This window comes from Coleofasciculus chthonoplastes PCC 7420 (assembly GCF_000155555.1).
GTDB classification, from domain to species: Bacteria; Cyanobacteriota; Cyanobacteriia; order Cyanobacteriales; family Coleofasciculaceae; genus Coleofasciculus; species Coleofasciculus chthonoplastes_A.
Genome location: NZ_DS989857.1, coordinates 156315 through 169511, shown reverse-complemented (window position 1 = coordinate 169511; position 13197 = coordinate 156315). Strand labels below are relative to the sequence as shown.

13 protein-coding genes and 2 pseudogenes are annotated in these 13197 nt (G+C 42.7%); 8 read left to right on the top strand and 7 right to left on the bottom strand.

Annotated elements, in window-relative coordinates; genetic code table 11:
- Positions 1 to 204: 204 nt before the first annotated feature.
- From MC7420_RS22740 to MC7420_RS22725, 4 genes are all read right to left on the bottom strand, one after another.
- Positions 205 to 1092, bottom strand: coding sequence for a hypothetical protein (locus MC7420_RS22740; RefSeq protein ID WP_006103227.1), 888 nt, complete (start codon positions 1090 to 1092; stop codon positions 205 to 207).
- Positions 1093 to 1262: 170 nt separating this feature from the next.
- A complete protein-coding gene (locus MC7420_RS22735; RefSeq protein ID WP_006103258.1) occupies positions 1263 to 1760 on the bottom strand; it encodes a hypothetical protein in 498 nt (165 codons plus the stop codon).
- 14 nt (positions 1761 to 1774) lie between these two features.
- On the bottom strand, positions 1775 to 2152 hold the full coding sequence (locus tag MC7420_RS22730) for a hypothetical protein (protein WP_006103194.1): 378 nt from the start codon (positions 2150 to 2152) through the stop codon (positions 1775 to 1777).
- 78 nt (positions 2153 to 2230) lie between these two features.
- Positions 2231 to 2479, bottom strand: coding sequence for a hypothetical protein (locus tag MC7420_RS22725; RefSeq protein WP_006103286.1), 249 nt, complete (start codon positions 2477 to 2479; stop codon positions 2231 to 2233).
- A 114-nt stretch (positions 2480 to 2593) separates the two neighbouring features.
- On the opposite strand from MC7420_RS22725, the gene MC7420_RS22720 reads away from it, so the two are divergent.
- The 3 genes and pseudogenes from MC7420_RS22720 to MC7420_RS22710 all read left to right on the top strand — a co-directional run bounded on the left by MC7420_RS22720 (position 2594) and on the right by MC7420_RS22710 (position 3390).
- Positions 2594 to 2839, top strand: a complete 246-nt coding sequence (locus MC7420_RS22720; protein ID WP_006103275.1) for a helix-turn-helix domain-containing protein — start codon at positions 2594 to 2596, stop codon at positions 2837 to 2839.
- 53 nt (positions 2840 to 2892) lie between these two features.
- Positions 2893 to 3114: pseudogene (locus MC7420_RS38400) on the top strand (helix-turn-helix domain-containing protein); the annotation flags it as partial.
- A gap of 24 nt (positions 3115 to 3138) precedes the next feature.
- Positions 3139 to 3390, top strand: a complete 252-nt coding sequence (locus tag MC7420_RS22710) for a helix-turn-helix domain-containing protein (RefSeq protein WP_044209099.1) — start codon at positions 3139 to 3141, stop codon at positions 3388 to 3390.
- A gap of 53 nt (positions 3391 to 3443) precedes the next feature.
- Here MC7420_RS22710 and MC7420_RS22705 read toward each other — a convergent pair whose 3' ends face one another.
- Positions 3444 to 3986 carry a hypothetical protein gene (locus tag MC7420_RS22705; RefSeq protein WP_006103245.1) on the bottom strand — a complete coding sequence of 181 codons (543 nt, stop codon included), beginning with the start codon at positions 3984 to 3986 and terminating at the stop codon, positions 3444 to 3446.
- Complete coding sequence (locus tag MC7420_RS22700) at positions 3979 to 4893, bottom strand: ParA family protein (protein ID WP_006103239.1); 915 nt, start codon at positions 4891 to 4893, stop codon at positions 3979 to 3981. Before MC7420_RS22700 ends, MC7420_RS22705 begins: the two co-directional genes overlap by 8 nt.
- Positions 4894 to 5242: 349 nt before the next feature.
- Between MC7420_RS22700 and MC7420_RS22695 the strand changes: the two genes are divergently transcribed.
- The 4 genes from MC7420_RS22695 (at position 5243) to MC7420_RS22680 (ending at position 10547) form a co-directional block, all read left to right on the top strand.
- Positions 5243 to 8386, top strand: coding sequence for a pentapeptide repeat-containing protein (locus tag MC7420_RS22695; protein WP_044209027.1), 3144 nt, complete (start codon positions 5243 to 5245; stop codon positions 8384 to 8386).
- Positions 8387 to 8494: 108 nt separating this feature from the next.
- Positions 8495 to 8881 (top strand): hypothetical protein, encoded by a 387-nt coding sequence (locus tag MC7420_RS22690; protein ID WP_006103310.1) that lies wholly within the window; start codon positions 8495 to 8497, stop codon positions 8879 to 8881.
- A 137-nt stretch (positions 8882 to 9018) separates the two neighbouring features.
- Complete coding sequence (locus MC7420_RS22685) at positions 9019 to 10035, top strand: AAA family ATPase (RefSeq protein ID WP_006103231.1); 1017 nt, start codon at positions 9019 to 9021, stop codon at positions 10033 to 10035.
- On the top strand, positions 10032 to 10547 hold the full coding sequence (locus tag MC7420_RS22680; protein WP_006103262.1) for a hypothetical protein: 516 nt from the start codon (positions 10032 to 10034) through the stop codon (positions 10545 to 10547). Before MC7420_RS22685 ends, MC7420_RS22680 begins: the two co-directional genes overlap by 4 nt.
- Before the next feature lie 36 nt (positions 10548 to 10583).
- Here the strand turns inward: MC7420_RS22680 and MC7420_RS37160 are convergent.
- Positions 10584 to 10736, bottom strand: a pseudogene (locus MC7420_RS37160) (class I SAM-dependent methyltransferase); the annotation flags it as partial.
- A gap of 303 nt (positions 10737 to 11039) precedes the next feature.
- Here MC7420_RS37160 and MC7420_RS22675 point away from each other — a divergent pair.
- A complete protein-coding gene (locus MC7420_RS22675; protein WP_006103273.1) occupies positions 11040 to 12740 on the top strand; it encodes an ABC-F family ATP-binding cassette domain-containing protein in 1701 nt (566 codons plus the stop codon).
- Positions 12741 to 13197 lie beyond the last annotated feature (457 nt).

Below are 13197 nucleotides of genomic sequence, written 5' to 3'. Positions count from 1 at the left end.
AAAGCGAAGCAACATCTGGTCTCCCCCTTTTGAAGGGGGACGGAAGGGGGATCTATAAGGGGAATGAGGGGAGTTGGGGGAAATTAACTAATAATTTGTCTTAAAAGTCCGCGCAGGCGGACTTTGTTTGTGTAGACGTGAATTACATTCGCCGTCTACTCATTCGCCGTCTACTTTTTATAGATTGAACGGGGAATTTATTGATCAAATTTCAGCCGCTGCTCGTTCGATTAAACGACGGGCGACGGTTTGAGTACCCGTATGTTCGTAGTAATTTGTTGACGTGTCTAAAAATGCAGCCAGATAATCCAACTTATCATCTGCAATTTCCACAAATCCTTGCAGGTGATTAACCACCTTTTGGGGAGTCAATCCTTTGGCTGCAACCACACCCCCCATCCAACCTTTCACCGCATCGAAGCTTTCCCCAATAAAGTTCAGCTTCCCTTCAGAACTCTCTCCCGGAATGAAGCTGCTGATTTGTTGGAAAGTAGAATTTTGCTCTAAGCGCGAGGGACTTAATCCTGAAAGCGTCGATTGCGCGGCTTGAATGAAATCAGGACCGAGGGGAATCAAACCATCCAGGCAAATGAGTCCCGCCATTCGGATCATCGACTCACCGCTATAATCGGCTAAAGCATTGACAAAATCCCCGATACTGTCTCCAGGAATGCCATTAATTTGACAAAACGCCACCAATTCTGCCACAACTTTTAAACAAAGATCGATAGTTTGTGCCGTATCAGCTTTGGGCGTAAGTCGATTTAAAAATCCCAGAAACGAAACTCGTTCACCGATTTTATTGGCTAAAGCGGCTGCACCCAGAGCAAAATCCGCACTATCCACGGATTGAAACAGCCAAATTGCCCGTTGATAGCCTTGGGACTTATCGTTATAAAGCCAAAGAGCGCGTTCACTAATATCCTGAATTAATGCCGGATCATCTTCACCTGTAACCTCCCGCACGGTATTTTCAAAGCCAACCACATTTTGCCAATCACCGGGAGCCACAAAGTCTAAGGCTTTCAAGACGGAAACGGTGAGTCCACCTTCAGGTAAGTTATCCACTAATTCAATAATAGATTTACTCATGTAAAATCTCCTATAAATCGTTTCAATGATATCTTTAATTTGTTCCCAATGACCAAGGACAAATCATAGAGAACTAACCTTTCTGTGTAATCAGTGTAACTAAGCTTCCATCCTCTACCTGAATCTGGATAATAAATCTGTGAAATCAGTGTTTTGGCGAATGACCAATTTTATTTGAGTTGGGATAATCCTTGCAGGTCAAACTTTGCCAACCAAGCTTCGCGATCGCTAGGGGTAAAGGAGTCATCACGGGATTGGACTTTGACTTGGAAGCGATCGCGAACTAGAATGGCTGTTTGTGTCTTCCCCCGTTCGACAGCAGGATACCCAGCAATTGTTTTAGAACTATCCTGGAATTTCTTAGCTGCACTTGGGTTATTAGCTAAATCATTAATCGACAGCACCGCCACATCCTTGCCATCCTGTTTCAACTTGGCTTCGGCAAATCCAGTTTTCTCTTGGGCAAACACTCGCTGATAATCACCGCTAGCATTGGGGAAGAATTGATTAAATTGCCCCCCAGCCAAAGGTTCGCCTGTGGGAGCCTGAGTGCTAGTTTGAGGCGCTTCGGTAGAGGGTGGGGGAGCGGTGGATGGTGCGGCACAAGCCGTTACCAGTAAAAATAGCGAGAGTGATAAAGCGGTGAGTATTTTACCGATTCTGAACATTAGGGTTAGCGTCCTCATCGTGTGTGCCAAGATTTTCTCATTGTGACATAGCGATCGCGCAAATACGTTTGCCGTTGTTGCCAGATGGCTGCGAGTCGAGAAAAGCCTTCTTTTGTGTATCGTGGAGATTCTTGCTGGATGAGTAACCAAAGGGTATTGAGGGTTTCCATGTTTGGGCAGAAACGGATTAGGGTACGACAAGCGGCAATCCACTGTTCTAGCTGGCGGTAACTAATAAAATAACCGCCCAATCCTTCGATATGTACCCAGAGGACGTTATACCACTTTTCCCAGTTGAGGATACGCTTTGGGTTAATTTTCAGGTATTTGGCGATTTGTTGGAGGGTGATGACGAAGGTTTGGGGGTTGATGCGGTGGCGTAGCGGTTGCATAACTATTCGTAATTTGAGATGAGTGTCTGGTTGCCCCTTCTTAGCGACAGAAGGGGGTTAGGTTATTTTTGCTGCCAATTAGTCAACCTGAATACGGCGGCTCAGGATACTCATTACCTCACCAGGATTTTGAGTCGGTTGAGGTTTGCTCCATTCACTGACTTGGGCGTAGCCAAGACGGTAAAAAGTGTGAATGGTGTTACTGACGCCTTGGGGAGTGCTGATGACTAGAACTTTTAGGGGAACTCGATTGGGTTCTGATGGTGGATTTCCAGGGAAAGGGGTTTGCGGGTTGGGGGTTGGGTTGGGAAGAAACTCTTGTGTCATAAGGATTTAACTGCTTTTTTTGCTTTGTTCCATATAAGTAACAAAACCATCATACCTGAGTTTTCCATATATGGAACATTTACTCAGTTATGAGCCTCTGACACAATCTGAGGCATGGGAAAAGCAGGCAAAGCACTCAAACAGGTCTTGGAACGTTATGGCATTACCCAAAATCGTTTAGCCGTGGTAATGCAAGTTGGGCGTTCTAATGTTCACCGCTGGGTTTATGAGGTTGCCGATCCTGTCGGCGATGCCATCCTAGAAATTAGGAAGGGACTGAATACGATTAATCCAGCAGCAGCAGAAGAGTTTATTCGTTTGTATCTGGATGAGTCAGAGGAGGATGAGGAACACTCTTAGAGAAGGTGTTTTGTTCGCATTTTGCCTTCATGAGCCTTTGACAAAATTTAGGCATGGGAAAAGCAGGGACAGTACTAAAGCAAGTGTTAGAAGCCTATGGCATTAGCCAAAATAAGTTGGCAGTGGCAATGGGTATTGGGCGTTCTAGTATCAACCGTTGGGTGAATGAAAATCGAGATCCCGGAGGTGATGCCATCTTAGAAATTAGAAAAGGGCTGAATACGATTAATCCGGTAGCAGCCGAGGAGTTTATTGGCTTGTATTTAGATGAGTCATTTGCCTCTGGCACTATAGAAACCATGCGAAAGGCAGGAAAATCTTTAAGACAGGTGTTGGAAGCCTACAACATTAGCCAAAATAAGTTGGCGATAGCAATGGGTATTGGGCGATCAACAATTCACCATTGGGTCAATGAAAGTCGAGATCCAGGAGGTGATGCCATTCTCGAAATTAGGAAGGGGCTGAATAAAATTAATCCAGCAGCAGCCGAGGAGTTTATTCGGGTGTATCTGGATGAGTCAGATGAGGGTGAATTAGTTGACCAAGAGTAGTAGTATGACTAGCCAAGCCAAACAGGATTAGGCATTAAAGATTAGAAGTGAATCTAAATTGCACTTTTCATCTTTTTGTAGCCTTTTGCCCAATTCAAGGGTCGCTTATTACCATGTTTTTTTTGCAAATCCTTTAGATCTTTATAAGGGCGTTTACTAATAATTTGCTTTGCATAATTATCCCCAATACCATAAATTTGAGTAAGATCCGATTTCTGATCATTGAGGAAATTGATGAAGTTCGTCATATCTTGAGAATCAAGAATGATTTGATTGAGTTTTGACTGTAACAGAGCTTGTTCAATGGCTTTTTCAGTGTCCCTCTGATCTGCCGAAATCAAAAATACCCAAATTCGCTGCATTCCTGCATTTACAGCCGCTTGATAGATAGGTAAACCCGTCAAGAGACGATAGCTATTGTCCTGATCCGTTAAGCAAGCAATTGGAAGAGAGAAATTAGTACTCCATGTTTGTAATGCCTGTGAAATATTTTCAAGTTCTGCTTTTGAAACTTCAGGTTTTCCCGGAGGAACTTCTAATTGGTTCACGGCCACTAAATAAGGTTTTGTTTCAATTTTTTGGAAATCCTCAAGCATTTTTTTTGTCCTTTTCAATAAACTCTATTCTTTCTAAAACTTTTTGGGTCAAGGCGATAAATTCTTTGGCGATATTTTCAGCTGGCGATTTCTGTTGAGCGAATAAAGAAATCGGCTGACGTACCCTCGACGCTTGGCTGATATAGTCAGAGCGATGGATTTCTGGTAATATCGGTATGTTATCCTCCTTCTCAAGTCGTTTTTCCAGTAACTTTCTCACCATACTATTAAGTCGTGATCTTTTTTGCGTCATCATGGGGACTATTCCCAGAACCATACCTCGTTTATTCGCAAATTGTTGTCGAACAAGCCGCATGAAATCTAGTGGTGTATTGATACCGTATACTGATAGATACTCTAACTGAGTTGGAATAAGTAGGTACTGAGCTGCAATTAAGCCCCCCTTCGCAATATCTGTTGAACTGGGAGGTGTATCAATGATTACATAATCATAATTATTAGCGATGCCTGGTGTTTGAAGTGCTGTATTCAATCGTGTTTGCGGCATTAGCAAGTTACTAATTGCTTTATCTGTAGTTCGATAACTACCCGGTAATACGTCGATTATACCACTACAGGTAGATATATCTTCTAGCTCGGCATTGAGAGCCGATGATCTTATATATTTTTGGTAATCAAAGCTGGGTAACTCGTAGTCACATAAAAAATCGATGAGTTCTTTTCTCTCCTTGAAAGTCTCTAAAATTATTTTAAATTCTTCAAAGCTAGAAGCTTTATCTAATTTATCAGCTTCGTTAACACCTAAAGAAAGACTAGCATTAGCTTGATCATCCAAGTCAACCACTAAAACCCTATAGTTAAGTTTGGCTAGTTCATAAGCAAGGTTAATCACTAAAGTAGTTTTGCCAACGCCTCCCTTTGACGTATGGATTGCAATTGTACGCATTTAAAAAAACAGATATGATATATAGTACTTTCAAAAGTCGGCAACTGTGTAATACAACTGGTGTAATACAAAATGGAGGTTGTGAGTCACAGATTTTCCCTTTACTATAGCTTATACTTCTGGAGACAGCAAGGTTAAAATTTCGCTTAAGATCAGGAGATTGAGGAGTGTTAGGTTAAGACTTTAGGGGAGCGGAGGATCAGGAGGACAAGGTAGAACCCCCATTTTTTGTATTATATGATACATTTTTCGGTTTGACTCCTCTTGGTTGTCAAAGTTTGTAGAGGGTGACAACCCCTAGAAAAAGTAGCTACCCTATGAGAACGGGTTATCGATAATATAAATAGCCATGGCAAGCAAGCTCTGGAAAAACATTTTGAAGGTTTTGAATACTGACGTTGATCAGTTGCTTTCAGTCGATCAAGTAACGAGTGGTTCAGAAACACTAAAGAGTGGAACCGAGGCGGCAAAAGCCGTTTTGGATTTGGCGAAGACACTCAAAGAAGAAGGGAGCAACGTCCGGCAATTAGCCCCATGGATGGGGAAATTTTCCTCACTATTAGAGGTACTAAACTCACCTCCAGCTCAAATTATGGGAGCAAGCTTACCGTTCATCCCCTTGGCAACCGGACTACTAGCATTTTACCTGAAACAAACTAAGCGAGAACTCTCTCTAGAAGAGTGTGTGGCATTTGTGAGCCAAGCGGCATATTTAGAAAGTTTACAAAAAACTTATGAGTTTTTACCTGAACACACTTTGTCAGAGTTAAACCGAATTGGTAAAACTCGAACTTCAGCAGAAATCGTCAAGCAGATTAGACGTTTAGGTCAGAGGCTTGAGTTGGATGAGTCAGAAGCCAAAAAAGCACTTTTGTGCTTTCATGAATCCAAGTTAGCGCACGATTTCAACAAGGTGTTAACCGCTCGGTTATGTCAGGCAGGACTAAATAAAACTCAAGCCCAGCTTTTATCAAGGCGGGTTGCTCACGGTACTCACCGATATATGATACAAGCCTTAGTTGAGGCAGGAGATTCAGTCAAACGCCTAGCCGACTTTTATCGTGATGGCTGGCGGCGAGACTTGGCAAAATATCAGAGTATTGACAACTATCTGGATAAGCAAATCAAGCAGAAGCCAATTGAGCGAGTATTTGATGAAGAATTTACGTTCCAAGATATCTATGTATCGCTGAAGGTACAACCTGTAAAGCAAAGTGCTGAACTGGATGAAAGGTCAAAACCAATTGATATAGAGAAATGGACGCAGAAGATACTTGAAGATTCTGGTAAACAGAACCAGGTCATGTTCATTGAAGGTGGACCTGGACGGGGGAAGAGTGTATTTTGTCGCATGTTTGCCGATTGGGTCAGACAGCACTTGTATCCCATCTGGATACCGATTTTAATCCGGTTACGCGATATCACAACCTTTGACAAGGATTTAGAAAAAACCCTACAAACAGCTATCGGCTGGGATTTTGCTACGAGTGATAGTGGTTGGTTAACAGATGGCAATACTCGATTTTTGTTTTTGCTGGATGGCTTCGATGAATTGCTATTGCAAGGGAGAAGTGATAGAGGCTTAAAACAATTCATCACCCAAGTGGCAAAATTTCAACAACGTTGCCACGAGAATAGTGAAAAGGGACACAGAGTTTTGATTACTGGCAGATCCTTGTCCTTACAAAGTCCAAGCATTGAGCTGTCGATGCCAAATAATCTGGAGCGTGTGACAATCATACCCATGGATGACAAAAGCCAGAAGAAATGGCTTGATAAGTGGCAAATTCAGGTAGGAACTGAAAAAACTACGGAATTTCGCCAGTTTTTACAAGATGAACGTTTGCCAGACCGAGTACGAGAATTGGCTAGAGAGCCGTTACTACTATATCTCTTGGCAGCCATGCATCGGGATAATCAGTTAAATAATGCCATGTTTGAGCAAGGTAGTAGTGTTGAAACCAAGATTTTGATTTATGAACAGTCTCTTGATTGGGTTCTCACTAAACAACGCTCTGACCAAGGGTACAATTTAAATACCGCACTAACAGAATTAGATGTACAAAATTTGCGAATAATTCTGGCTGAAGCTGGACTCTGTGTCGTCCAGTCGGGTGGAGAATATGCATCAATCGCTATGATTGAACAACGGTTACGTCGCCAAGGTGAAGAGTATACTCAAGTTTTAGAAAGATCACAGACTCAGGACAAGGAAAATCCTCTGAGAAATATTCTTGCCACTTTTTACTTACAACCGACCAGTGGACGAGATGGTTCAGTTGAGTTTGTACACAAAAGCTTTAGTGATTTTTTGTTTGCTGAACGGCTGCGAGAAAGTTTAGAAGCATGGACAATACAAGGGGGCAAGCATCAAACCTCGTATGAGGTGTCGAGAGATGATATGAATTGGGAAATTTATGACCTACTTGGCTATGGAGGGCTGACGCCGGATATTGTAGACTATCTGAGCGCCTGGTTAAATACTAGTGAGACAATAAATACAGGTATCCTATTTGAACGCCTAGAGTATTTCTATTTTCGTTGGTGTGATGGAGAGTTTATTGATGTTGATACAATCGATAAAAACTTTCCTTTAACCAAAAAGCAGCAATGGCAAGACCCTAAATTTTTAGTGGAAAAGCGATGGATAAATATTCACACCGTAGATATTTATACAGGTCTAAATATTTTGATTTTGCTTTTAGAGTTACATCGCCTTGCTCAAGACCAAGAAAATCTGAAAAAAACAGTTGATTTTTATCCCTGTGGTCAGCCCGATCATGATGATTTTGACGGCTCTCGACTACGGCGGATTATTGGCTACAGCTACTGTATTGGAGTTGATGCATTTGTACAGACTGTAGGGAAATTTTTGAGCCATGCAGAACTAAGTAGTGTGGATTTACATAGCGCTGACCTTCAGGGGGTCAATCTATGTAGCGCCAATCTTAGTAATGCTAACTTAAGTAGTGCTGACTTGCGGGGAGTCAACTTGAGTAACGCTAATCTCAGTAACACTAATCTAAATGGTGCTGATCTCCGCAGCGCTAATCTCAGTGGTGCCAAACTCAGCCATGCTAATCTTAGTCATGCTAACTTGAGGGGATCTAACTTCCGAGACGCTAATCTCAGCAATGCTGAACTACGAGGTGCTAATTTGGATCGTGCTGACTTCAGTAGTACCCAATTGAATCAGGCATTTCTAAATCATGCATCCTGCCGTTATACTAATCTAAGTGGTGCTAATTTAAGTGGTGCTGAACTCCTTAGTGCTGATCTAGTGGGAGCTAACCTGAAATACGGATCTCTTAGTCGTGCATCTCTGCGAGGTGCTGACCTCCAAAATGCCGACCTGAGTAGTGCTAACATTAGTCGTGCCTTCCTAGGAGGAATAATCTGGAATATAGAAACAATATGGGATGATGTCAGTGGAATGGACACAGCATATGAACTGCCAGCCAATCTCAGGCAAGTGTTTGGATTAGGATCTTAGAAGCACTAATTGGATGTTTAGAGTACGATGGGAGTCATTAGATAGAGAGAACATAACTCATTCAAGCTGGTTATCGACTCAAAGTTTTTCATACACGAAAAAGCAACAATGGCTGAACTCACCATTCAAGTACCAGACGAACTGGCTCAACGTCTAGAACCACTTCGGGAGCGTCTCCCCGAATTACTACAGCGTCTCGTAGAAACCGTTCCCCCCAGAATTCCTTTACCTAACCAAATCTCATCTGTTACTAACCCAACAAATGCTCCGATTGCCTATACTGAAGTTCTCGACTTTCTGATCACCCGCCCGACGCCTCAAGAAATCACTACCTTTAAAGTGTCAGCAGAAGCCCAAGAACGTCTCCGCACGCTGCTAGACAAAAACCGAGAAGGAACACTCACAGAAGCTGAAGCAACAGAACTTGATTTATATGAGGAGTTAGAGCATCTGATGATTCTGCTTAAAGCCAAAGCTTATCACTTAATCGGATAAATGACTCCTTCCTCGATTTCTCCTTCCCTACGTTAGCTCAATCAACCTATTCAGATTATCATAAAGAGAGCATAGCTAATCCACTCTGGCTGTTGTCGAGTTAAACTTACCGTGCAGAAAGTCGAGAGAAATAACCCATGCTAAACAGCCTTCAACTCAAAAATTTTGGTCCGATAGACCAGCTTAAGTGTGAACACTTAGGCAATATTAACTTAATTATTGGTGAAAATAGCACAGGTAAAACAATATTAATCAAGGCTCTTTACAGTGCCATGCGAACCTTGGAAACCTATAAACGGGGCAATGAACCGCGCAGCGCTGAAGAAATACTGGCAGACAAACTGTACTGGACATTCGAGACGGAAAAAATTGGCGAACTCGTGAGAAAAGGAGCGGATGAACCTTTATCGTTCCAGATTCACTTTGATAATCAAAAATTCATCTATACTTTTGGCAGAGATACAACCAAGACTATTCAAAACTTAGACAATCATGTTCCAACCCGCAACAGTAACTCAATTTTTTTACCCGCCAAAGAAGTTATTTCTATGCACTCAATTATTTTAGAAACTCGTGAACAAGACAAAACATTTGGGTTTGATGATACCTACCTGGATCTAGCCCGCGCCTTGCGTAAATCTCCTAAAGGTGGCAAAAATTATAGAGAATTTGCTGAATCGCGCAAAAACCTAAAAGATATCTTAGACGGCAAAATTGAGTATGACGAAAGATCAGGAATTTGGCAATTTAAGAAAGGACATCAAAAGTTCTCTATTGGAGTGACTGCAGAAGGCATCAAGAAAATTTCGATTCTCGATACTTTACTCGGAAACCGCTATCTTGATCCGAAATCCGTCATTTTTATTGATGAACCAGAAGCCGCGCTGCATCCAAATGCTATTTCAAAATTATTGGACATCATCGCTATGTTAGCGAAGTGCGGAATCCAGTTTTTCATGGCAAGTCACTCTTACTTTGTGATCAAAAAATTATTTCTCATCGCTCAACAACAAAAGGAAATCTCAATCAAAATCATTTCAACTAATCCTGAACAGTGGACTATTGCCGATCTAAAAGATGGTTTGCCGAGTAATCCTATTATTGATGAATCTATCCAACTTTACAAAGAAGAAGTGGGGTTGGCTTTTCAATGACCACTCAGTCGATTATTGAATCTGGAATGACGTTCGGACCCTATCCAGAAGGACATTGCTTCCATATTGAGAAAAGTCAAACCTACCAAGATATCCAGGAGGGCGTTAAGATAGCAGAGCTTTTGTTGCTACATCCTCCCAATTCACCAAAAGTATGGATTATTGAAGCAAAATCTAGCTCACCTCGTCCTGAAACCCAACCCGGGTTTGACGATTTTATCGAAGAAATCCGAGAGAAATTGACGAACGGGCTGAATCTCTGTATGGCAACTTGTTTAAAACGCCATGCAACATGGACAGAATTACCTTCTCTATTTCAGACACTCGATTTAGAAAAAATTGATTTTCGCTTACTATTAGTGATCAATGGACATAAAGAAGAATGGCTTCCACCATTACAGGACGCCCTAAAAAAAGCACTAAACTCGACTGTAAAAACTTGGCATTTATCGGCAAATTCTGTGGTCGTGCTAAATCACACATTAGCTCAAGAAAAAGGATTAATTCGCTAAGGGTTAAATACAAATTAATGCAGTGAATAGAAATAACAATCCACTTCCACAACCTAAATCCACCACTAAGCCTTCCCGTATTTGGTGTTGCGCGAGGATTGCCAATATACCAGGCGCAGATTTCAGGGCGTAATCCCGGAAACCGACATCGTGGATATATGGCAAGTCTTCTTTGTACCATGTTTCCATACCCTCTCACCGCTAACCCCGCTACACCCTCTAGATTATCGGTTCACTATGACAAAGGGCGGGTTTTGTTGAAAGGTTATTGGTAGATATCCTAATTAAACGGCTAAACCCGCCCCTACAACTGACTGATTACGTCTTTAAGGTTGCACCAACCAACGCCCTTGATTATTGCCGATTAAATCAGAACCCATAAATAGATCCATTAAATTTTGTTACGATAAACACGGATAGAGAGTCAGCGGCGCACCTAAAACGTCTGATCGCTCAATCTCCCTGCTGTAATCTGCTTGAGACAATACACCCATGCTGAGACTAGAACACATTAGTAAAATTTATCCCACTGGCGAAGTTCTCAAGGATGTCAACTGGGAAGTCAAACCGGGCGATCGCATCGGCTTAGTTGGCGTTAATGGTGCGGGTAAATCTACTCAACTCAAGATTATTGCGGGGGAGATAGAACCCACGGATGGGGAAGTGATTCGCCCGACGAGTCTCCACATCGCTTACCTCACCCAAGAATTTGAAGTCGATCCTAGTCGCACGGTGCGCGAGGAATTTTGGACGGTATTTACACAAGCCAACCAAGTACAGCATAATCTGGCGCAGGTGCAACGGGACATGGAAACCGCTGATCCCGATCAACTCGATCGCCTAATCCACAAGCTGGATAAATTGCAGCGTCAGTTTGAAGCCCTGGATGGGTACTCTCTAGAAGCGCAAATCGAGAAGATATTACCCGAAATGGGATTTGCTCCCGAAGATGGCGATCGCTTAGTTAGCGCGTTCAGTGGTGGTTGGCAAATGCGGATGAGTTTGGGCAAAATCCTGCTGCAAAGCCCTGACATCCTCCTATTGGATGAACCGACAAACCACATCGATTTAGAAACCATCGAATGGTTAGAAAATTACCTGAAAGGATTAAAAACCCCGATGGTGATAGTATCCCATGACCGGGAATTTCTAGATCGCCTCTGTACCCAGATTGTGGAAACTGAACGCGGCGTCTCTACCACCTACCTGGGCAATTATTCGGCGTACTTGCAGCAAAAAGCTGAGATGCAAGAATCCCAACTCAGCTCCTATGAGCGTCAACAAAAAGAACTGGAAAAGCAGCAAGCCTTTGTTGAACGATTCCGCGCTAGTGCAACCCGCAGCACCCAAGCAAAAAGCCGTGAGAAACAGTTAGAAAAAGTTGAACGCATTGAAGCACCAACGGGTAGCTTAAAAAGCTTACATTTTCGCTTTCCCCCAGCCCCTCGGAGTGGTCGCGAGGTTGTTAATATTAAGGAATTGGTACATACCTACGACGACAAAATTCTTTTCCTCGGTGCAGACTTGCTAGTTGAACGGGGCGATCGCATTGCTTTCTTGGGACCGAATGGATCAGGGAAATCCACGCTATTACACCTGATGATGGGGATGGAAAACGCCACGGAAGGGATTGTGGAACTGGGTCAGCATAATGTGATCCCCGGCTATTTTGAGCAAAATCAAGCCGAAGCACTGGAGTCAACTAAAACCGTCATGGAAACCATTCATGATGAGGTTCCTGATTGGAAAAATGAAGAGGTTCGCACCTTATTAGGGCGATTTCTATTCAGTGGTGAAACCGTATTCAAAAAAGTTGCATCCCTGAGTGGAGGTGAAAAAGCGCGTCTGGCGTTAGCCAAAATGCTGTTGCGTCCGGCGAATTTACTCCTATTGGATGAGCCAACCAATCACCTGGATATTCCCGCCAAAGAAATGTTAGAGGAAGCCCTCCAGCATTATGACGGTACCGTGATTATTGTCTCCCACGACCGTTATTTTATTTCTCAAGTGGCGACGAAAATTGTGGAAATTCGTGATGGTGAGTTCCGCACTTATCTGGGGGATTACCACTACTATCTGGATAAAATAGCTGAGGAGAAAGAACAGGAAAGATTAGCCGCGATCGCGGCTGAAAAAGCCGCCAAGAAAGCGGAGAAAGCTGCCAAGAAAAAAGCCGCCGCCAAACGTCGATAAAAAATTTAGTCAGCCCTCAACTAAAGTTGGGGCTAAAAGCTTAAACCTGTTTAAACTGATATCTTGCACCATTTTTAATCAGCCCCGACACCCGCCAAGAACTCAAGTTCTTGGCTTATAGCTAAAGTCCATTAAAATGGACTAAAAGTAGAGTGACAGCAAGACAGCTCAAACTCTTATCCAGTCAGCTAAAGCTGACTTTAGCTTTTAGCCTTGGGTTTAAACCCAAGGCAGGTTAAGCTGTTCGGTATTTAAACCTTAATATCAATAACGGCGAAAGGATGGTAGTGCGTTTAGCGAAGCCATGCCGCAGGCTTTGCATCTTGCTCGCTACTAATACCCAATTTAAATGCATGACAGGTTAACGCGAGTGGTGTTCATGATACAAGAGTCAGCTAGTTGAGAATAGTGTCAACAAGTATCCTCTGCAAAGAGCGTATCGAGAACAATGATTCCA